This window comes from Streptomyces amakusaensis (assembly GCF_039532665.1).
Taxonomy (GTDB): domain Bacteria; phylum Actinomycetota; class Actinomycetes; order Streptomycetales; family Streptomycetaceae; genus Streptomyces; species Streptomyces amakusaensis.
On sequence record NZ_BAAASB010000002.1, the window covers coordinates 431869 to 452914 of the forward strand.

The window sequence follows — 21046 nt, forward strand, 5'->3', positions numbered from 1 at the left end:
TCCTGAGCGCGCGACTCGCACGGTAGTCTCATGGCGATATGAGCACCGAGAACCTCCCCCAGAACCCCGGGCGGCAGAGCCCCGGGCAGCCGCCGCTCCGCAAGCCGCGCGTGGCCGTCGTCTTCGGCGGTCGCAGCTCCGAACACGGCATCTCCGTGGTCACCGCGGGCGCCGTGCTGCGGGCGATCGACCGTTCCCAGTACGACGTCCTGCCCATCGGCATCACGACGGACGGCCGCTGGGCGCTCACCGCCGACGAGCCGGACCGGATGGCGATCGCCGACCGCCGCACGCCCAGCGTCGAGCAGCTCGCCGAGTCCGCCGAGGGCGGCGTCGTGCTCTCGGTCGACCCCGGCAGCCGCGAGGTCGTCCACACCGAGCCCGGCGCGGTGCCCAAGGCGCTCGGCGAGGTCGACGTCGTCTTCCCGGTGCTGCACGGTCCGTACGGCGAGGACGGCACCATCCAGGGACTCCTTGAGCTGGCCGGAATCCCCTATGTCGGCTCCGGGGTCCTGGCCTCCGCCGTCGGCCAGGACAAGGAGTACATGAAGCGCGTCTTCATCTCCTTCGGACTGCCCGTCGGCCCGTACGAGGTGATCCGCCCGCGCGAGTGGGAACTCGACCCCTCCGCCGCCCGCAAGAAGATCATCGACTTCGCCGGCGACCACGGCTGGCCGCTCTTCGTGAAGCCCGCGCGGGCCGGCTCCTCCATCGGCATCACCAAGGTCGACGACCTCTCCGGGCTCGACGCAGCGATCGAGGAGGCCCAGCGGCACGACCCCAAGATCCTGGTCGAGGCGCTGCTGCGCGGCCGTGAGATCGAGTGCGGAGTGCTGGAGTTCGAGGACGGGCCGCGCGCCAGCGTCCCGGCCGAGATCCCGCCGGTCCAGGCCCACGACTTCTACGACTTCGAGGCCAAGTACATCGACTCGGCGTCCGGTCTGGTGCCCGCCCCGCTCACCGAGGAGCAGACCGCCGAGGTGCGCCGGCTCGCCGTCGACGCCTTCGAGGCCGCGTCCTGCGAGGGTCTCGTCCGCGCCGACTTCTTCCTCACCGAGGACGGCGAGTTCGTCATCAACGAGATCAACACCATGCCCGGCTTCACCCCCATCTCCATGTACCCCCGGATGTGGCAGGAGACCGGCGTCGGCTACCCGGAGCTGGTGGACCTGCTGATCCGGGCCGCGCTCCGCCGTTCGACCGGACTGCGCTGAACCGGACCCCCGGGCACCGCCGCCCGGCGGCCGGGGCCCGGCGCACCCCGCCGTCCGCCCCCGCCGCGGACGGCGGCACCGGGCCGGTCCCTTCCCCGGTCCCGACGGGCCGCGGCGCAGTACGATCACAGCCCGGGGCGAAGGCGGGCACGGTGGCCGGTACGGAGCGGGGCGGGGAGCGGCCGGCGGGGAGCACCCGCCCGGCGCGGACGGGGGCTACAGGTGCACGACCGGGCAGGTGAGGGTACGAGTGATGCCCTCGACCTGCTGCACCTTGGCGACCACGAGCCTGCCCAGCGCGTCGACCGTGTCGGCCTGGGCGCGCACGATGACGTCATAGGGGCCGGTCACGTCCTCGGCCTGAATCACTCCCGGAATCTTTCCGATGGTCTCGGCGACACTCGACGCCTTGCCCACCTCGGTCTGAATCAGGATGTACGCCTGTACCACGGGACCTCCAGGGCGCCCCGAGGATCGTCTCCCCCACCGACGGTGGGGGAGGGCCCGGGGGAGAGAAAGGGACGCCACGGTATCGCGTCGTCACGCGCGGCGGGGAGACCCCCGCGCCGGACGGGGTACGCGGTGTGAAGAGGCTTTCCGCCGGGTGACCCGGCGGAACGGTTTACCGCCGGGCACTCCGGCGGGCGGGTTCCGCCGGAGGGGGCTCCGGCGGGCGGGCTCCCGCCGGGCGGCGGTCCGGCGGGACGACGGAGAGGTGAGACTCGGGTGAAGGGCACTGTGGGCGAGTTGGGGGAGTTCGGGCTCATCAAGGAGCTGACCTCCCGCCTCACCTCCACCCCGGCGGTCCGGATCGGACCCGGCGACGACGCCGCGGTCGTGGCCGCGCCCGACCGCAGGGTCGTGGCGAGCACGGACGTCCTGCTGGAGGGCCGGCACTTCCGGCGCGACTGGTCGACCGCGTACGACGTCGGCCGCAAGGCCGCCGCGCAGAACCTCGCCGACATCGCGGCGATGGGCGCGGTCCCCACCGCACTCCTCCTCGGCCTGGTCGTCCCGGCCGAGCTCCCCGTCACCTGGGCCACCGAGCTGATGGACGGCATCCGTGACGAATGCCAGGTCGCCGGAGCGGCCGTGGTCGGCGGAGACGTCGTACGCGGCGAACTGATCACCCTCGCCATCACCGCCCTCGGCGATCTGCGCAACCACGAACCCGTCACCAGATCCGGCGCGCGCCCCGGCGACGTCGTCGCCTACACCGGCTGGCTGGGCTGGTCCGCCGCCGGGCACGCGGTGCTCTCCCGGGGCTTCCGCTCCCCGCGCGCCTTCGTCGAGGCCCACCGCCGCCCCGAACCGCCCTACCACGCGGGCCCGGCGGCGGCCGGACTCGGCGCGACCGCCATGTGCGACATCAGCGACGGACTCGTCGCCGACCTCGGCCACATCGCCGAGGCCAGCAAGGTCCGCATCGACCTGCGCTCCGGCGCCGTCGACGTACCCAGCCAGATGTACGACATCGGCCAGGCCGTCGGCGTCGACCCGCTCCAGTGGGTGCTGACCGGGGGAGAGGACCACGCCATCGTCGCCACCTTCCCCAGGGACGTGAAACTCCCCGCGCGCTGGAAGGTCATCGGGGAAGTCCTCAACCCCTCCGCCCTGCCCCAGGTCACCGTCGACGGCGCGCCCTGGCACAGCAAGGGCGGCTGGGACCACTTCGGCTCATCGGAGGAAGCGTGAAACTGCCTCTCGTCCTCACCGTCGCCGGCTCCGACTCGGGCGGCGGCGCGGGCATCCAGGCCGACCTGAAGACCATGCTCGCGCTCGGCACCCACGGCATGAGCGTGCTCGCCGCCGTCACCGCGCAGAACTCGCTCGGCGTCCAGGGCTACTGGGAACTGCCCGTCGAAGCGGTACGCGCCCAGTACCGCAGCGTCGTGGACGACATCGGCGTCCAGGCCGTCAAGACCGGGATGCTCGCCTCGGCCCCCCTGGTGGAGGCCGTCGCCGAACTCCTCGCGGGCACCGACGCCCCGGTGGTCGTCGACCCGGTCGGCGTCTCCAAGCACGGCGACTCGCTGCTCGCCGCCTCCGCCCTGGAATCCGTCCGCCGCGAGCTGCTCCCCACCGCCACCCTGGCCACCCCGAACCTGGACGAAGTGGCCCAACTCACAGGCGTACAGGTCACCGACGAGAGCGGGCTGCGCCGGGCCGCCGACGCCATGCTCGGCCTCGGCCCGCGCTGGGTGCTGATCAAGGGCGGACATCTCCCCGGCGACGCGGTGGACCTGCTCAGCGACGGGACCGAGGAACTCTGGCTGCGCGCCACCCGGCTCGACAACCGCCACACCCACGGCACCGGCTGCACCCTCGCCTCGGCGATCGCCGCCGGACTGGCCAAGGGGCTCACCGTCCCCGAGGCGGTGCGCGCGGCGAAGGAGTACGTCACCGGTGCGATAGCCGCCGGATTCGCCCTGGGCGAGGGCATCGGGCCGGTGGACCACGGCTGGCGCTTCCGCCAGCCCCTCACCTGACGGACGGCCCACAGAAAAGCGCGGTGCGGTCCTCCCCGTACAAGGGAAGGACCGCACCGCGCGGATTTCTCATGCTGTTCGAGCACGGCAAGAAGCCGGCCCACCGAGGTGGACCGGCTTCTCAAGGCAACCGCAGGGGCTGCGCTACGACAGGATCATCCCCACTCGCGTGGAGAGCTTCACCTTTAGCGCGAGACCTTGCCGGCCTTGATGCACGAGGTGCAGACATTGAGCCGCTTCGGCGTCCGACCGACCACGGCACGCACACGCTGGATGTTCGGGTTCCAGCGACGAGACGTACGGCGGTGCGAGTGCGAAATGTTGTTGCCGAAGCCCGGCCCCTTGCCGCAGACGTCGCAGTTGGCAGCCACGGGTCACTCCAAAGACTTCAGATGCACTTACAGTGAAATCCGGCGTGCCGGAAATCAGTGATCTGATTCGGTGGCCTGCCGGGGGAATGTCCCGACTTTCATCGGGCAACCGGAGCAGCATACAACGACTGCATCCGCCCTACGAAACTACCACGACTCCCGCCGCCCCCACTCCGCCCACCGCCCCCGGCCGGGGTCTACCCTGCGGTGCGACCCCGCCGCTCAGGGCCCTGCCCGGGCCGTTCCCGCCCGCCCGGCCGCTCAAGGAGGACCACCAGGTGCCGCAGAATCTCGACGCCCCGGCGGTACGCGTCTGGTGCGCCCGGTCCCTGGACGCGCTCGGCCGGGAGCGCGACGGGATCGACGCGATCAACGTCTATCCCGTCGCGGACGGCGACACCGGCACCAATCTCTATCTGACCCTCGAATCGGCCGCCCAGGCCGTGGAGGCCGTCTTCGCCGCCCATGAGACCGGCGCCTCCTCGCCCGGCGTCGCCGACGTGGCCCGCGCCATGGCGCACGGAGCCCTGATCGGCGCGCGGGGCAACTCCGGCACGATCCTCGCCCAGCTGCTGCGGGGCGTCGCGGAGCGCATCGGCGAGGGCGACCGGCTCGCCGGAGCGCTGCGCCGGGCCGCCGACCTCGCCCGCGAGGCGGTCGCCCACCCCGTCGAGGGCACCATCCTGACCGTGGCCTCGGCCGCCGCCGACGCCGCCGCCCGGGCGGCGGGCGACGACGGCCGGGCCGCCCGCGCCGCCTACGACGGGGCCGCCGCCGCCCTTGAGGCCACCCCGGGCCAGCTCGCCGTCCTCGGCCGCGCGGGAGTCGTGGACGCGGGCGGCCGGGGGCTGCTCGCGGTCCTCGGAGCGCTGGTCGAGGCCGTCTCGGGCCAGGCCCCCGCCCCCCTCCCGGCCCCGGCCAGAGGCACCGCCGTCACCACCGGACCCTGCGCCGCCGACGGGCCCGCCTTCGAGGTGATCTACCTCCTGGAGGCGGCCGACGAAGCCGTCGCCGGGCTGCGGAGCCGGCTCGACGCCCTCGGGGACTCGCTCGTCGTGGTCGGCGGCGACGGCCTGTGGAACGTCCATGTGCACGTCGACGACGCCGGCGCGGCCGTGGAGGCCGGGGTGGAGGCGGGACGCCCGTACCGGATCCGGATCACCCACTTCGACGGCGCGCAGCCGGCCGCCCACCTCCCGGAACCCGTTCAGCGGGCCGTCGTCGTGGTGGTGCCGGGGGAGGGGCTCGCGGAGGTCTGCGGACGCGCGGGCGCGACGACGGTCCTGGCCCGGCCCGGGGAGCCGCCCGCCAGCGGCGAACTGGTCGACGCGATCCGCCGCGCGCACGCCCGGGAGGTGGTCCTGCTCCCCAACGCGGCCGAACTGCGCCACCCCGCCGCGGCCGCCGCGGAACAGGCCCGCACCGAGGGGATCAGGGTCGCCCTCGTCCCCACCCGCGCGGCCGTCCAGGGCATCGCCGCGCTCGCCGTCCACGAGCCCGGCCGCCGCTTCGACGAGGACGTGGTCGCGATGACGGCGGCGGCCGGGGCCACCCGCTACGCGGAGCTGACGGTGGCCGAGCGGCAGTCCTGGACCTCGGCCGGGATCTGCCAGGCCGGGGACGTGCTCGGCCTGATAGACGGCGATGTCGCGGTCATCGGCACCGATCTGACCGCGACCGCGACCGCCGTCCTGGACCGGATGCTCGCCGCCGGCGGCGAGCTGGTCACCCTGGTGCTCGGCGAGGCGCTCCCCGAACCGGCGGCCTTCCCGGCCCGTCTCGAACGCCATGTCCGCGACACCTATCTGGCCGTGGACACGGTCGTGTACGAGGGCGGCCGGGGCTCCGCCCTGCTGCTGATCGGCGTCGAGTGACCGGCCGCCGGTGATGGCGGCTGTCAGTGCCGTGGTGTGCAATGGACCGCGTGCCCGTGCCTGACGAACCCCTGAACGAGCCTCTGAAGAGGACACTCGGACCCGCCACCGCCAAGGTGCTCGCCGAGCAGCTCGGCCTGCACACCGTGGGGGACCTGCTCCACCACTACCCCCGGCGGTACGAGGAGCGGGGCCAGCTCACCCGCCTCGCCGAACTGCCGCTCGACGAGGACGTCACCGTGGTGGCCCAGGTCGCCGACGCCAGGGTGCACACCTTCAACGGCGGCCGGGGGAAGCGGCTGGAGGTCACCATCACCGACGGCAGCGGCAGGCTCCAGCTGGTCTTCTTCGGCCGGGGCGTCCACAAGCCGCACCAGGATCTGCTGCCGGGCAGCCGGGCGATGTTCGCCGGCCGGGTCTCGGTCTTCAACCGCCGGCTCCAGCTCGCCCACCCGTCCTACGCCAAGCTCGGCGGCGAGGACGACGCGGTGGACGTCGAATCCTGGGCGGGCGCGCTCATCCCCATCTACCCCGCCTGCAAGGGCATGGAGTCCTGGAAGATCGCCAAGGCGGTCGACGCGGTGCTCCCGCGCGCCGGCGAGGCCGCCGACCCGCTGCCCGAAGCGCTGCGCGAGGGCCGGGGCTTCGTCTCCCTGCCCGAGGCGCTGCTCAAGGTGCACCGCCCGCACACCAGGGCCGACATCGAGGACGCCAGGGCACGGCTGAAGTGGGACGAGGCCTTCGTCCTCCAGGTGGCGCTCGCCCGCCGCCGCTTCGCCGAGACCCAGCTGCCCGCCGTCGCCCGGCGCGCGTCCGCCGGCGGCATCCTGGACGCCTTCGACGCCAAGCTCCCCTTCACCCTCACCGACGGACAGCGGAAGGTCACCGGCGAGATCTTCGACGACCTGGCGACCGAGCACCCGATGCACCGGCTGCTCCAGGGCGAGGTCGGCTCCGGCAAGACCCTGGTCGCCCTCCGCGCGATGCTCGCCGTGGTGGACGCGGGCGGCCAGGCCGCGATGCTCGCGCCCACCGAGGTCCTCGCCCAGCAGCACCACCGCTCCATCGTCGAGATGATGGGCGAGCTGGCCGAGGGCGGGACGCTCGGCAGCGTCGAGCACGCCACCAAGGTGGTGCTGCTGACCGGCTCGATGGGCGCCGCCGGACGCCGTACCGCCCTGCTCGACCTGGTCACCGGCGAGGCGGGCATCGTCATCGGCACCCACGCCCTGATCGAGGACAAGGTCCAGTTCCACGATCTGGGCCTGGTCGTGGTGGACGAGCAGCACCGCTTCGGCGTGGAGCAGCGCGACGCCCTGCGCTCCAAGGGGAAGCAGCCCCCGCATCTGCTGGTGATGACGGCCACCCCCATCCCGCGCACCGTCGCCATGACCGTCTTCGGCGATCTGGAGACCTCGGTGCTGGACCAGCTCCCGGCCGGCCGCTCCCCGATCGCCAGCCATGTGGTCCCCGCCCAGGACAAGCCCCACTTCCTGGCGCGCGCCTGGGAGCGGGTCCGCGAGGAGGTCGGCAAGGGCCACCAGGCGTATGTGGTCTGCCCCCGCATCGGCGACGGCGAGGACGAGAAGCCGAAGAAGAAGGCGGCCCCCGAGGAGGACGGCAAACGCCCCCCGATCGCCGTGCTCGACCTGGCCGAGGAGCTCTCCCGGGGACCGCTCGCCGGGCTGCGCGTCGAAGTGCTCCACGGCAGGATGCACCCCGACGACAAGGACGACGTGATGCGCCGGTTCGCCGCCGCGGAAGTCGACGTCCTCGTCGCCACCACCGTCATCGAGGTCGGGGTGAACGTGCCCAACGCCACCGCGATGGTGATCATGGACGCCGACCGCTTCGGCGTCTCCCAGCTGCACCAGCTCCGCGGCCGGGTCGGCCGGGGCTCCGCCCCCGGCCTGTGTCTGCTGGTCACCGAGATGCCCGAGGCCTCCCCCGCCCGGGCCCGGCTCGGCGCGGTCGCCGCCACCCTCGACGGCTTCGAGCTCTCCCGGATCGACCTGGAGCAGCGGCGCGAGGGCGATGTCCTCGGCCAGGCCCAGTCCGGGGCCCGCTCCTCGCTGCGGATGCTCGCCGTCATCGAGGACGAGGAGATCATCGCCGCCGCCCGCGAGGAGGCCGTCAAGGTGGTGCGCGAGGACCCGGAGCTGGAGCGCTCCGGGCCGCTGCGGCTGGCGCTGGACGCACTGCTGGACAAGGAGCGCGAGAGCTATCTCGACAAGGGCTGAGAGCCGTCCCGGCGGCGAGCTGAGAGACTGATCGAACGAGGGGCCCGACGGGCCCCCGATCAGACCTCGACTGCGTAAGGACCGAGATGACCCGCGTGATCGCCGGTACGGCCGGCGGACGCCGCCTCGCCGTACCGCCCGGCACCGGCACCCGCCCCACGTCCGACCGCGCTCGCGAGGGCCTCTTCTCCAGCTGGGAGGCGTTCCTCGGCACGCTCGAAGGACTGCGGGTCGCCGATCTCTACGCGGGATCCGGCGCGGTCGGCCTGGAGGCGCTCTCCCGGGGGGCCTCCCACGCCCTGCTGGTCGAGGCGGACGCCCGGGCGGCCCGCGTCGTCCGGGAGAACGCCCGCGCCGTCGCCCTGCCCGGCGCGGAGGTCCGCACCGGCAAAGCGGAACAGATCGTGACGGGACCGGCCCCCGAGGAGCCCTACGACGTGGTCTTCCTCGACCCGCCGTACGCCGTCACCGACGACGATCTTCGGGAGATCCTCCTCACACTCCGCACTCAGGGCTGGCTCACGGGTGACACGCTCGTCACGGTGGAACGCAGCACCAGGGGCGGAACCTTCGGCTGGCCGCGGGGATTCGAACCACTGCGGGCCCGTCGCTACGGCGAGGCGACGCTTTGGTACGGTCGCGCCGCCTCTGTCTGCGACGAGGCTTCTACGTGCGAAGACGCCCCATGAGCGGGCCGGAGAGCGAGGAATTCCCAGTGCGCCGCGCAGTCTGTCCGGGGTCGTTCGACCCCATCACCAACGGACACCTCGACATCATCGCCCGCGCCTCCAAGCTGTACGACGTCGTGCATGTCGCGGTGATGATCAACCAGTCCAAGAAGGGCCTGTTCACCGTCGACGAGCGGATGGACCTGATCCGCCAGGTGACCTCGGAGTACGGGAACGTCTCCGTCGAGTCCCACCACGGACTCCTGGTCGACTTCTGCAAGGACCGCGACATCCCGGCCATCGTCAAGGGCCTGCGGGCGGTCAGCGACTTCGACTACGAACTCCAGATGGCCCAGATGAACAACGGCCTCTCGGGGGTGGAGACCCTCTTCGTCCCCACCAACCCCACCTACAGCTTCCTCTCCTCCAGCCTGGTCAAGGAGGTCGCCGCCTGGGGCGGCGACGTCTCCCACCTGCTGCCGCGCGCCGTCCACGAGGCCCTCGTCGACCGCCTCGCCGGCAACTGACCCCCGGACAGGGACGGGAGCGCCCCAACTGACGGCGGGGCGACCGGTGTCACAGGGGCTCCCGCTCGCCGTACAGTCTTCCCGTCCGCCCCCGAGCGGCGGACGCGGCTCAGACGTATCAGGCAGAGAGTGGCGGACCACGGTGGACGTGCAGAAGAAGCTCGATGAGATCGTCCGGACGGTCGGGAGCGCCCGCTCCATGCCCATGTCGGCGTCCTGTGTGGTCAACCGCGCCGAGCTGCTCGCCCTGCTCGAAGAGGTGCGGGAGGCGCTGCCCGGCTCGCTGGCGCAGGCGCGGGAGCTGATCGGCGGCCGGGAGCAGCTGGTCGCCGAGGCCCGTCACGAGGCCGAGCGGATCCTGGAGGGCGCGCGCGCCGAGCGCGGCTCGCTGGTCTCCGACACCCAGGTCGCCCGGCAGTCCCAGGACGAGGCGGACCGCATCCTCGCCGACGCCCGCCGCGAGGCGGAGGAGATCAGGGCCGAGGCCGACGACTACGTCGACTCCAAGCTCGCCAACTTCGAGGTCGTCCTCACCAAGACCATCGGCTCCGTCGACCGGGGCCGCGAGAAGCTGTTGGGCCGGGGCCCCGGCCTCGACCAGGACGGCTTCCCCGACGCCGAGGCCCCCGAGTACAGCGCCGACCCCCAGACCCTGGTCCACCGCGCCGACGAGTACGTGGACGCCAAGCTCGGCGCGTTCGAGGCGGTGCTCTCCAAGACCCTGGAGGCGGTCGGGCGCGGCCGGCAGAAGCTGCACGGGCGCACCACCGGCGACGCCCTGGGCGAGCACATGGCGGCCCAGGACGCGGCGGGCGCCTCCCACCTCCACTCCAGTGACGCGGAGTATCTGGCCGGCCTCGCGGAACTGGCCGATCCGGAACCCCGGCGGAGTCGGGACTCCCGCCCGCCGGCCCCGCCCCGCCCCGCCCCGCCCCTCCACCTCCCCGAGCCCGCGACCGCCGTGCCGCACGCCCCGGAGCCCCCGCCGGCCCCGCCGCTGCACCTGCCGGAGCCCTCGGCCGCGCCCCAGCCGGACCCCTTCGCCGGCTTCCCGTCGCAGCCCGCCTACGGCGAGTACCGCCAGGACCAGCCCGATCCCTACGCGGCCTACCAGGACCAGCGGCAGGGCCAGGGCCAGGGCTACGAGCAGCGGGGATACCCGGCGCAGGGATATGAGCAGCAGGGGTACGAGCAGCGGTACGGACAGCCGGACCCCTACGCGTACCAGGAGGTGCCGCAGCAGCAGCGGCACGTACCGCTGCCGCCCGAGCACGCCCCGCAGCCGCCCCAGCAGCCGGGCGCGGCCCTCGACGAGACCAGTTTCTTCGACACCAGCATGATCGACCTCGATGAGCTGCGCCGCTACGAACAGGGGCACTGACACCGGGAGCGGGGTGGGCGGCGGGGCATCGTCCGAGGCCGGATTGGGTCTATGGCGAGCTGTCCAGTATCCTGGCTCTTCGGTCGCGCGTAGTCACGCGATTCCGGCTGCCCACCTCTCCCCCGACGCTTTTCGGGGGTGGTGGCCTCTCCCCCCAGCAGCATGATCCCGAAAGCAGGAAAAGCCCTGAACGCCCGCCTCGACCACCGAAACCCCCTCGTGTTCGACACGCACGAGCTGGGCCGGCGTCCCGGCGCGCTCCAGCGGCTGTCCCGCACGGTCCCGGCACCCGGCTCACCGGCCGTCTTCGGGATCGAAGGGGTCGTCGCCGTGCCTGAGGGCGAGAGCGTCGAGCTGGACCTCCGCCTGGAGTCGGTCATGGAAGGGGTGCTTGTCACAGGCACCGCCCGTGCGTCGGCCGAGGGGGAGTGCGTAAGGTGTCTGGAGCCGCTGCGCCTCGATGTCGCGGCGGACTTCCAGGAGATGTACACGTACCCCGACGCCGACGACCGGGGCCGCAGCCGCGCTGCGGAGCCCGGCGACGACGCCGAGGACGAAGACATCTTCCCTCTTGAGGACGGCTTGTTCGACCTCGAGCCCGTGCTGCGTGATGCGGTGGTGCTCGCACTGCCGATGCAGCCGGTGTGCCGGGAGGACTGTGCCGGTCTCTGCGCCCAGTGCGGAATCAGGCTGGACGACGACCCGGACCACCACCACGATGCCCTCGACATCCGTTGGGCGGCACTGCAAGGACTCGCCGAAACCGTCAAGGACGGCGAGAAGGACAACATGAGCGGCGCCGAACCGGGCGTCGACGAGAAGCAGGAGAAGTAGCCGTGGCTGTTCCGAAGCGGAAGATGTCGCGCAGCAACACGCGCCACCGCCGGTCGCAGTGGAAGGCTGCGGTCCCCACCCTGGTTTCGTGCGAGCGTTGCCAGGAGCCGAAGCTGCAGCACATCGCGTGCCCTAGCTGTGGCACCTACAACAAGCGCCAGGTCCTCGCGGTCTGAGTGGCTGGTGAGAGGCCCGATGTCTGAGCTGTCCAATGCCAAGAAGCAGGAAGACGCCAGCAAAACAGTCAACGCAGCCTCGTCCCACACGCTTCTGGAAGGGCGGCTCGGGTATCAACTCGAGTCCGCCCTTCTGGTGCGTGCGCTGACCCATCGGTCGTACGCGTACGAGAATGGCGGCCTGCCCACCAATGAGCGGCTGGAGTTCCTCGGGGACTCCGTGCTCGGACTGGTGGTCACCGACACCCTCTACCGGACCCACCCCGATCTGCCGGAGGGCCAGCTGGCCAAACTGCGGGCCGCGGTGGTCAACTCGCGTGCGCTGGCACAGGTCGGCCGTGGGCTGGAACTCGGACTCTTCATCCGGCTCGGCCGGGGTGAAGAGGGCACGGGCGGCAGGGACAAGGCGTCCATCCTCGCCGACACCCTGGAAGCGGTGATCGGCGCGGTCTACCTCGACCAGGGGCTCGAAGCGGCGTCCGAACTGGTGCACAGGCTCTTCGATCCGCTGATCGAGAAGTCGTCGAACCTCGGTGCGGGCCTGGACTGGAAGACCAGTCTCCAGGAGCTGACCGCCGCCGAGGGACTCGGGGTCCCGGAGTATCTCGTCACCGAGACGGGTCCGGACCACGAGAAGACCTTCACAGCTGCCGCCCGCGTCGGTGGTGTCTCGTACGGCACCGGCACCGGCCGCAGCAAGAAGGAAGCGGAGCAGCAGGCCGCCGAATCCGCCTGGCGGGAGATCCGTGCCGCTGCGGACCTGCGGGCCGAGACGGCGAAGGCCGAGGCCGAGGCCGGACCCGCGACAGCGGTGACGACCGATGCCGAGGCCGTCCCCGAGGTGTCCCCGGACGCCGCCGGGGACAGCGGCTCCCAGGAACAGCGGGAAGAGCAGGAAGAGCGGGAACGGACGGACCGGGCCACGGCCTGAGCTCCGTCCGTCCCGTCGCACCGGGGCCCCCGCGCCCCCGGAGATCTCTCCGGGAGCGCGGGGGCCCCGGCCGTTTCCCCCCGGTGTCCGCCCCTGCTGTCCGGTCCCCGATGACCGGTGTCCGCCCACAGGGCGGTACGCTGCGGGCGTCACCGTGAGCGTTTCCCCAAGGAGCCCCGTGCCCGAGCTGCCCGAGGTCGAGGTCGTACGCCGAGGACTCCAGCGCTGGGTCAGCGGCCGGACCATCGCGGAGGTGCGTGTGCTGCACCCGCGAGCCGTCCGCCGTCATCCGGCCGGAGCCGAGGACTTCGCCGCCCGGCTCAAGGGCCACAGCGTCGGCATCGCCCGCCGCCGGGGCAAGTACCTCTGGCTGCCGCTCGCCGACACCGACTCCTCCATCCTCGGCCATCTGGGCATGAGCGGTCAGCTCCTGGTCCAGCCGGAGGACGCCGCCGACGAGAAGCATCTGCGGGTCAGGGTCAGCTTCGACGACTCGCTCGGCACCGAGCTGCGCTTCGTCGACCAGCGCACCTTCGGCGGGCTCTCGCTCCACGACAACACCCCCGACGGGCTGCCCGACGTCATCGCGCACATCGCCCGCGACCCGCTCGACCCCGCTTTCGACGACGACGCCTTCCACACCGCGCTGCGGCTGCGGCGCACCACCGTGAAACGCGCCCTGCTCGACCAGTCGCTGATCAGCGGTGTGGGCAATATCTACGCGGACGAGGCGCTCTGGCGCGCCAGGCTCCACTACGAGCGCCCGACGGCGGGCATCGGCCGGGCCCGCTCCACCGAGCTGCTCTGTCATGTACGGGACGTGATGAACGCGGCTCTGGCGGCCGGCGGCACCAGCTTCGACAGTCTGTACGTGAATGTGAACGGCGAGTCCGGATACTTCGACCGCTCGCTGGACGCCTACGGGCGCGAGGAGGAGCCCTGCCACCGCTGCGGCACTCCGATCCGGCGGCGGCCCTGGATGAACCGGTCCAGCTATTTCTGCCCGCGCTGTCAGCGCCCGCCGAGGCCCGCGCGCTCCTCGGCGTAGCCGGCGCTCGGCCCGGAAGGGCTCAGAAGCCGAAGTTCTGGGTCCACCACGGGCCGCCGTCGCCCAGGTGGACACCGACGCCCAGCGTCTTGTAGTCGCAGTTGAGGATGTTCGCGCGGTGTCCCTCGCTGTTCATCCACGAGTTCATCACCGCGCCGGCGTCCGCCTGCCCCCGGGCTATGTTCTCGCCGCCGAGATTGGTCACGCCCGCGCGCTCGGCCCGGTCCCAGGGGGTGTCGCCGTCGGGGTCGGTGTGCGAGAAGAAGCCCCGGGCGGCCATGTCGGAGCTGAAGTCGCCCGCGAGCCGTGCCAGCGAGGAGTCGAAGCCGACCGGGGAGCACCCCACCTTGGCGCGCTCCTCGTTCACCAGCGCGAGCACCTCGGCCTCGGCCGCCGTGCCGGAGGGCGCCGAGGGCGCGGGCGAGGAGGGCTTCGCGGGCGCGGACGACTGCCGGGGCGGAGCGCTGCGCTCGGCCGAGCGGTCGGAGGCGCGCTCCTCGGTGCGGTCCGGCACCTTCTCCTTCGGGCTCGCGGTTCTCTGCTTCGGGACGGCCGTCTTCCGCTCGGGGGCGCCGCTCCGCTCCGAGGGCTTCGCCGACGGCGGTGCCGAGGTCTTGGGGGAGGGGGTCCTGGAGGGCGCGTGCGCGGGGGCCGGGATGGCGCCGGTGCCGGCGCGGGAAGGTTCGCCGGAGGCGTCGCCCTGGGTCTGGAGCGTCGCGGAACCGCCGCTGCGGACCTGGGTGCCGGGGACGCTGTCGCCGCCCGTCGTATAGGTGTCGCCGCCCGGCAGCAGGCCGGAGGCCACGGCCACCGCCCCCACCGCCATGGCGGCGGACGCGCCGAGCAGTCCTGTGCGAACGGGCCTGACCGCACGCTTGGTGGAGCGACGACGATGGCGTCCCATCTGCTGTGCCTTCCTCGTACTCGACGGGCGCACCGCTCCGTCGTATGCCGGTCGCACTCCGGCCCCGCATCGGTTGAACGAGAAGACCGGATCACCCGAACGGGTGAGGTTCATTGCGACCGGACTGTACGCCATGACGCGTGAGGCGGAAGGGGAGCATGAGGAAATCGAATGGGCGGCCGAGCGGCTAACGTGCACTCATGAACGATGCGGCACGGCTCACCGCTTGGGTACGCGGTCGAGTACAGGGAGTGGGCTTTCGATGGTTTACCAGGGCAAACGCTCTGGAGATCGGGGGGCTCACCGGATTCGCCCTCAATCTCGACGACGGCAGGGTGCAGATTGTCGCGGAGGGGCCACGTGAGAATTGCCACCGTCTGCTGGAGTGGTTGCGCTCCGACGACACACCCGGCCGTGTCGACGGTGTGACTGAGATATGGGACACGCCCCGCGGCGGTTACGAAGGCTTCGCGATCCGCTGACGGACCCCCCTGCCCCCGGCGTCCCCGAGGCCGCCGGGGCACGGTCCGCGAGCCCCCGCCGAACGCGGAAACAAGCAGGTGGTTGCCGTTAAAGGCCAACCGTGCCAGGATGCGGCGGTAAGGAAGATCCGCACGCCCCCAGGGCCCCGGAGCAGAGCCCTCCGCCATAGGTACGGCGGATGAGAGCCACCCGGTCGACCCACCCGTACGGGGCGTGATCGTGTTGACCGTCAAACTTTTTGGTGAGACTCTGGAATCCCCGCGCACCTTAGCTGTTTGGCAGTAAGAACCGCAGCGATAGAGCAGTACCAGAGCACTGTCGAGCACCGCGGGTGCGAATCCCTCACGACCCACACCGCATCGGTCGGTCACTCAGTGTGGAGGACCATCCATCATGGCAAAGGCGCTTCTCGGTTACGTCGGCGGTTCTGACCCGCGACTCCTCGCCGAGATGCGACGGCTCCAGCAGCGCGTCCAGGACCTCGAATCCGAACTCGTACGGATCCAGTCCGAGAATGACGCGCTGAGCGCTGCCGTCGCTCAGCACCCCGGAGAGTCGCTGCTTGACGGCATCGACATCGACGTACCGCAGGCGGAGCCCGCGCTCACCTGAGCACGGCGGTCCGCTTGAGATCCATCGCGCGAGATATGCAAGGGACGCCTCGGCGTCCCTTCTTTCTTTTCCCCCTGTGCCATCGTCACCCCACGCCTACGTCTGATGTGCCCCACGCCTTCACGGGTGAAACCGCCCGCTGAAGGTAGAGTCCGGCTGCGTGCACCTCAAGGCCATGACCCTGCGCGGTTTCAAATCCTTCGCGTCCGCCACGACACTTCGGTTCGAACCGGGCATCACCTGTGTCGTGGGCCCCAATGGCTCCGGCAAGTCGAATGTCGTGGACGCCCTCTCCTGGGTCATGGGAGAGCAGGGTGCGAAATCTTTGCGCGGCGGAAAGATGGAAGACGTCATCTTCGCCGGGACGACCGGCCGGCCGCCGCTCGGCAGGGCCGAGGTATCCCTCACGATCGACAACTCCGACGGCGCGCTCCCCATCGACTACACCGAGGTCACCATCACGCGGATCATGTTCCGCAATGGCGGCAGCGAATACCAGATCAACGGCGACACCTGCCGCCTCCTCGATATCCAGGAACTCCTTTCCGACTCCGGCATCGGCCGGGAAATGCATGTCATCGTCGGACAGGGCCGCCTGGACTCCGTGCTCCACGCCGACCCCATGGGACGGCGCGCCTTCATCGAGGAGGCCGCCGGAGTGCTCAAGCACCGCAAGCGCAAGGAGAAGGCGCTGCGGAAGATGGACGCGATGCGGGCCAACCTCGCACGGGTGCAGGACCTCACCGACGAACTGCGCCGGCAGCTCAAACCGCTCGGACGGCAGGCCGCCGTCGCCCGCCGGGCCGCCGTCGTCCAGGCGGAGCTGCGCGACGCCCGGCTCCGGCTGCTCGCCGACGACCTGCTGCGGCTGCGCACCGCCCTCGCCGCCGAGATCGCCGACGAGGCGGCCCTCAAGGCGCGGAAGGAGAGCGCGGAGGCCGAGCTGAGCCGGGCGGGCGCCCGCGAGAGCGAGCTGGAGGAGACCGTACGGCGGCTCGCGCCCCGGCTGCGCGACGCCGAGCGCGACTGGCACGAACTCTCCCGGCTGACCGAGCGGGTGCGCGGCACGATCTCCCTCGCCGACGCCCGGGTCCGCAGCGCCACCGCGCCCCCGGCGGAGGAACGCCCCGGCCGGGATCCGCAGGACATGGAGCAGGAGGCCGCCCGGATCCGGGAGCGGGAGGCCGAACTGCTCGCCGCGCTGGAGGCCGCCCGGGGCGCGCTGGAGGACACCGTCGCCCACCGCGCGGACCTGGAGCGGAACCTCGCCGACGAGGAGCGCCGGCTGAGGGACGCCGCCCGGGCCATCGCCGACCGGCGCGAGGGCCTCGCCCGGCTCGGCGGCCGGGTCGCCGCCGCCCGGGGCCGGACCGCCTCCGCCCAGGCCGAGATCGACCGGCTCTCCGCCGCCCACCAGGAGGCCGGGGAGCGGGCGTCCGCCGCCCGGGAGGAGCACGAGCGGCTCCGCGCCGAGGTGGACGGCTTGGACGCCGAGGACACCGAGCTGGGCGAACGCCATGACACCGCCCGCCGGGAGTCCGCCGCGGCGGAGAGCGGACTGAACGCGGCGCGCGAGGCCCGCACCGCCGCCGAGCGCGAGCACGCCGCCGTCGCCGCCCGCCGCGACGCCCTCGCCCTGGGCCTGCGCCGCAAGGACGGCACCGGCGCGCTGCTGGCCGCGAAGGATCGTATCGGCGGACTGCTCGGACCGGCCTCCGAACTGCTGACGGTCACCCCCGGACAGGAGATCCCGGTCGCCGCCGCCCTGGGCGCGGCGGCCGACGCGGTCGCCGTCGCCAACCCGGCGACGGCCGCCGAGGCGCTGCGCCTGCTCCGCAAGTCCGACGCGGGCCGCGCCTCGATACTCCTCGCGGGCGCGCCCGGGGCCGCCGAGGACGGGCCCGCCCCGGGGATCGGCCGGCCGTACGCCGCGGAGCTGGTGCGCGGACCCGAGGAGCTGATGGCCTCCGTACGAAGGCTGCTCGCCGGATTCGTCGTCGTGCCCACCCTGGAGGACGCCGAGGAACTTGTCTACGCGCGGCCCCGGCTCACCGCCGTGACCGCCGAGGGCGATGTGCTCGGCGCGCACTTCGCACGGGGCGGCTCGGCGGGTGCGCCCAGCCTCCTCGAGGTGCGGGCGGCCGTCGACGAGGCCGCCGCCGAACTGGCGGAACTGGCCGCGCGGTGCGAGGAGTCCGCCCTGGCCGAGGAGCGGGCGAGAACACGCCGCGCCGGGTGCGCCGCGCTCGTCGAGGAGCTGGACGGGCTGCGGCGTACCGCCGACCGGGAGAAGTCCGCCGTCTCCGGACGGCTGGGCCGGCTCGCCGGGCAGGCGCGCGCGGCCGAGGAGGAGTCCGAGCGCACCCGGGCCGCCGTCGCCAGGGCGGGACGGGCGCTGGAGGAGGCCCGCCGGGAGGCGGACGAACTGGCCGAACGCCTCCTCGTCGCCGAGGAGGCCCCCGCCGAGGCGGAGCCCGACACCCAGGCGCGCGACCGGCTCGCCGCCGACGGAGCCAACGCCCGCCAGACCGAGATGGAGGCCCGGCTCCAGGTCCGCACCCACGAGGAGCGGGTGAAGGCCCTGACGGGCCGGGCCGACGCGCTCGACCGCGCGGCCCGCGCCGAACGCGACGCCCGGCACCGCGCCGGGCTGCGGCGCGCCCGGCTCCGCCACGAGGCCGCCGTCGCCACCGCCGTGGCCGCCGGAGCCCGGCTGCTGCTCGCGCACGCCGAGGTCTCCCTCGTACGCGCCGGGACCGAGCGCACCGCCGCCGAGACGGCGAAGGCCGCGCGGGAGGGCGAGCTGACGGCGGCCCGCGCCCGGGGCCGCGAACTCAAGGGCGAGCTGGACAAGCTCACCGACTCCGTGCACCGGGGCGAAGTCCTCGGCGCGGAGAAGCGGCTGCGGATCGAACAGCTGGAGAGCCGGGCCCTGGAGGAACTGGGCGTGGAACCGGCCGCGCTGATCGCCGAGTACGGCCCCGACCAGCCCGTACCGCCCGCCCCGCCGGCCGAGGGGGAGGAGCTTCCGAAGGACCCGGACCACCCCCGCAACCGGCCCGGGCGTTTTGAACGCGGCGATCAGGAAAGACGGCTGAGGTCGGCCGAACGGGCCCATCAGCAGCTGGGAAAGGTGAATCCGCTGGCCCTGGAGGAGTTCGCGGCGCTGGAGGCGCGCCATCGGTTCCTCTCCGAGCAGCTGGAGGATCTGAAGAAGACCCGAACCGATCTTCTTCAGGTGGTGAAGGAGGTGGACGAGCGCGTCGAACAGGTCTTCACCGAGGCGTACCGGGACACGGCCCGCGAGTTCGAAGGAGTCTTCGCGCGGCTCTTCCCCGGCGGCGAGGGCCGACTCGTGCTGACCGACCCCTCCGACATGCTCACCACGGGCGTGGAGGTCGAGGCCCGGCCGCCCGGCAAGAAGGTCAAGCGGCTCTCCCTGCTCTCCGGGGGCGAGCGCTCCCTGACCGCCGTCGCGATCCTGGTGGCGATCTTCAAGGCCCGGCCGAGCCCGTTCTATGTCATGGACGAGGTCGAGGCGGCACTCGACGACACCAACCTTCAGCGGCTCATCGGGATCATGCGGGAGCTCCAGGAGTCCTCCCAGCTGATCGTGATCACCCACCAGAAGCGGACGATGGAGGTCGCGGACGCGCTGTACGGCGTCTCCATGCAGGGCGACGGCGTCTCCAAGGTCATCGGCCAGCGCCTGCGCTGATCTCCCCGGCCGCTCTCACGCCGACAGCCCACCCCGGTGGTGACGCGACCCGGGCCGTGCGCCACTGGAAGGGCTCGCCCTCTCCGGCCGCGCCCCCTCCCCGGCCGCGCCGTCGGCGGTCCACGAGCAACCGGCCCCAGGAGTACATGTGACCAGCAGTGCGCAGCCGCCCCCGGCCCCGGGGGCCCGCGAGGCCCACCCCGAACATCTCGGGCATGTCATCTTCATCACGGCGTCCGCCGCGATGGGCGGCTTCCTCTTCGGATACGACAGCTCGGTCATCAACGGCGCGGTGGAGGCCATCCGCGACCGCTACGCCATCGGTTCCGGGGAACTCGCGCAGGTCATCGCCATCGCGCTGATCGGCTGCGCGATCGGCGCGGCCACCGCCGGCCGGATCGCGGACCGGATCGGGCGCATCGCCTGCATGCGGATCGCGGCCCTGCTCTTCACCGTCAGCGCGGTCGGCTCGGCACTGCCGTTCGCCCTGTGGGACCTGGCGATGTGGCGCGTCGTCGGCGGCTTCGCCATCGGCATGGCCTCGGTCATCGGCCCCGCCTACATCGCCGAGGTCTCCCCGCCCGCCTACCGGGGCCGGCTCGCCTCCTTCCAGCAGGCCGCGATCGTCATCGGCATCGCCGTCTCCCAACTGGTGAACTTCGGCATCCTCCAGCTCGCCGACGGGGACCAGCGCGGCGAACTCCTCGGCCTGGAGGCCTGGCAGTGGATGCTCGGCGTCATGGTGGTGCCGGCCCTGCTGTACGGGCTGCTCTCCTTCGCGATCCCCGAGTCGCCCCGCTATCTGATCTCCGTCGGCAAGGTCCACCGGGCCAAGAAGGTCCTCGCGGAGGTCGAGGGCGAACACGCCGACCTGGACGCCCGGGTCGCGGAGATCGACCACGCGATGCGCAGCGAGCACAAGTCGACCTTCAAGGATCTCCTCGGCTCGCGCCTCGGCTTCCTGCCCATCGTCTGGGTGGGCATCGGGCTCTCGGTCTTCCAGCAGCTCGTGGGCATCAATGTGGCGTTCTACTACTCGTCCACGCTCTGGCAGTCCGTGGGCATCGACCCGACGAGCTCCTTCTTCTACTCGTTCACCACATCGATCGTGAACATCATCGGCACCGTGATCGCGATGGTCCTGGTCGACCGGATCGGCCGCAAACCGCTCGCCCTCATCGGCTCGACCGGCATGGCGATCGCCCTGGCCTTCGAGGCCTGGGCCTTCTCCGCCGACCTGGTGGACGGCAAACTGCCCAGCCTCCAGGGCACCGTGGCCCTGGTCGCCGCCCATGTCTTCGTGCTGTTCTTCGCGCTCTCCTGGGGCGTGGTGGTCTGGGTCCTCCTCGGCGAGATGTTCCCCAACCGCATCCGCGCCGCCGCGCTCGGCGTCGCCGCGTCCGCGCAGTGGATCGCCAACTGGGCCATCACCGTGAGCTTCCCGAGCCTGTCCGAGTGGAATCTCTCGGCGACGTACATCATCTACGCCTCCTTCGCGGTGCTCTCCATCCCCTTCGTCCTCCTCTTCGTCAGGGAGACCAAGGGCAAGGCGCTGGAGGAGATGGGCTGAGCGAAG

The 21046-nt window shown here is 72.2% G+C and carries 19 protein-coding genes; 16 read left to right on the plus strand and 3 right to left on the minus strand.

Going from position 1 to position 21046, the window contains the following annotated elements:
- Window positions 1-38 precede the first annotated feature (38 nt).
- Complete coding sequence (locus tag ABD371_RS04490) at window positions 39-1214, plus strand: D-alanine--D-alanine ligase family protein (protein WP_344472919.1); 1176 nt, start codon at window positions 39-41, stop codon at window positions 1212-1214.
- Between the two features lie 216 nt (window positions 1215-1430).
- Here the strand turns inward: ABD371_RS04490 and ABD371_RS04495 are convergent, their stop codons facing one another.
- Window positions 1431-1664, minus strand: coding sequence for an Lrp/AsnC family transcriptional regulator (locus tag ABD371_RS04495; protein WP_344472921.1), 234 nt, complete (start codon window positions 1662-1664; stop codon window positions 1431-1433).
- A 276-nt stretch (window positions 1665-1940) separates the two neighbouring features.
- Here ABD371_RS04495 and ABD371_RS04500 point away from each other — a divergent pair, with 276 nt between their 5' ends.
- Window positions 1941-2909, plus strand: coding sequence for a thiamine-phosphate kinase (locus ABD371_RS04500; protein WP_190125161.1), 969 nt, complete (start codon window positions 1941-1943; stop codon window positions 2907-2909).
- Entirely contained in the window at window positions 2906-3703 is a 798-nt protein-coding gene (gene thiD, locus ABD371_RS04505; protein ID WP_344472924.1) for a bifunctional hydroxymethylpyrimidine kinase/phosphomethylpyrimidine kinase, read from the plus strand. The genes ABD371_RS04500 and thiD overlap by 4 nt, the downstream gene beginning before the upstream one ends.
- A gap of 185 nt (window positions 3704-3888) precedes the next feature.
- Here thiD and rpmB read toward each other — a convergent pair whose 3' ends face one another.
- Entirely contained in the window at window positions 3889-4074 is a 186-nt protein-coding gene (rpmB, locus tag ABD371_RS04510) for a 50S ribosomal protein L28 (RefSeq protein ID WP_003957616.1), read from the minus strand.
- 278 nt (window positions 4075-4352) lie between these two features.
- Here rpmB and ABD371_RS04515 point away from each other — a divergent pair, with 278 nt between their 5' ends.
- The 9 genes from ABD371_RS04515 (at window position 4353) to mutM (ending at window position 13753) form a co-directional block, all read left to right on the plus strand.
- Window positions 4353-5948: a DAK2 domain-containing protein gene (locus ABD371_RS04515; protein WP_344472926.1), complete on the plus strand. Its 1596-nt coding sequence runs from the start codon at window positions 4353-4355 to the stop codon at window positions 5946-5948.
- A 41-nt stretch (window positions 5949-5989) separates the two neighbouring features.
- Window positions 5990-8188, plus strand: a complete 2199-nt coding sequence (gene recG, locus ABD371_RS04520; protein WP_344472929.1) for an ATP-dependent DNA helicase RecG — start codon at window positions 5990-5992, stop codon at window positions 8186-8188.
- Between the two features lie 86 nt (window positions 8189-8274).
- The gene (rsmD, locus tag ABD371_RS04525; protein WP_344472931.1) at window positions 8275-8877 is read left to right on the plus strand and encodes a 16S rRNA (guanine(966)-N(2))-methyltransferase RsmD; all 603 of its coding nucleotides are present in this window, start codon (window positions 8275-8277) and stop codon (window positions 8875-8877) included.
- A gap of 26 nt (window positions 8878-8903) precedes the next feature.
- Entirely contained in the window at window positions 8904-9383 is a 480-nt protein-coding gene (coaD, locus tag ABD371_RS04530) for a pantetheine-phosphate adenylyltransferase (RefSeq protein ID WP_344472933.1), read from the plus strand.
- Between the two features lie 142 nt (window positions 9384-9525).
- Window positions 9526-10764, plus strand: coding sequence for a F0F1 ATP synthase subunit B (locus ABD371_RS04535; protein WP_344472937.1), 1239 nt, complete (start codon window positions 9526-9528; stop codon window positions 10762-10764).
- 162 nt (window positions 10765-10926) lie between these two features.
- Window positions 10927-11598 (plus strand): YceD family protein, encoded by a 672-nt coding sequence (locus ABD371_RS04540; protein ID WP_190125168.1) that lies wholly within the window; start codon window positions 10927-10929, stop codon window positions 11596-11598.
- Between the two features lie 2 nt (window positions 11599-11600).
- A complete protein-coding gene (gene rpmF, locus ABD371_RS04545) occupies window positions 11601-11774 on the plus strand; it encodes a 50S ribosomal protein L32 (RefSeq protein WP_043229344.1) in 174 nt (57 codons plus the stop codon).
- 19 nt (window positions 11775-11793) lie between these two features.
- Window positions 11794-12705 (plus strand): ribonuclease III, encoded by a 912-nt coding sequence (gene rnc, locus ABD371_RS04550; protein ID WP_344472942.1) that lies wholly within the window; start codon window positions 11794-11796, stop codon window positions 12703-12705.
- 178 nt (window positions 12706-12883) lie between these two features.
- Window positions 12884-13753: a bifunctional DNA-formamidopyrimidine glycosylase/DNA-(apurinic or apyrimidinic site) lyase gene (gene mutM / locus ABD371_RS04555; RefSeq protein ID WP_344472944.1), complete on the plus strand. Its 870-nt coding sequence runs from the start codon at window positions 12884-12886 to the stop codon at window positions 13751-13753.
- Between the two features lie 22 nt (window positions 13754-13775).
- On the opposite strand, the gene ABD371_RS04560 is transcribed toward mutM, so the two are convergent.
- Window positions 13776-14657, minus strand: coding sequence for a CAP domain-containing protein (locus ABD371_RS04560; RefSeq protein WP_344472946.1), 882 nt, complete (start codon window positions 14655-14657; stop codon window positions 13776-13778).
- 200 nt (window positions 14658-14857) lie between these two features.
- Here ABD371_RS04560 and ABD371_RS04565 point away from each other — a divergent pair, with 200 nt between their 5' ends.
- From ABD371_RS04565 to ABD371_RS04580, 4 genes are all read left to right on the plus strand, one after another.
- On the plus strand, window positions 14858-15139 hold the full coding sequence (locus ABD371_RS04565; protein ID WP_190125171.1) for an acylphosphatase: 282 nt from the start codon (window positions 14858-14860) through the stop codon (window positions 15137-15139).
- Between the two features lie 394 nt (window positions 15140-15533).
- A complete protein-coding gene (locus ABD371_RS04570) occupies window positions 15534-15752 on the plus strand; it encodes a hypothetical protein (RefSeq protein ID WP_153486296.1) in 219 nt (72 codons plus the stop codon).
- A 160-nt stretch (window positions 15753-15912) separates the two neighbouring features.
- Window positions 15913-19470: a chromosome segregation protein SMC gene (gene smc / locus ABD371_RS04575; protein WP_344472950.1), complete on the plus strand. Its 3558-nt coding sequence runs from the start codon at window positions 15913-15915 to the stop codon at window positions 19468-19470.
- 148 nt (window positions 19471-19618) lie between these two features.
- Window positions 19619-21040 (plus strand): sugar porter family MFS transporter, encoded by a 1422-nt coding sequence (locus ABD371_RS04580; protein ID WP_344472952.1) that lies wholly within the window; start codon window positions 19619-19621, stop codon window positions 21038-21040.
- Window positions 21041-21046: the final 6 nt, after the last annotated feature.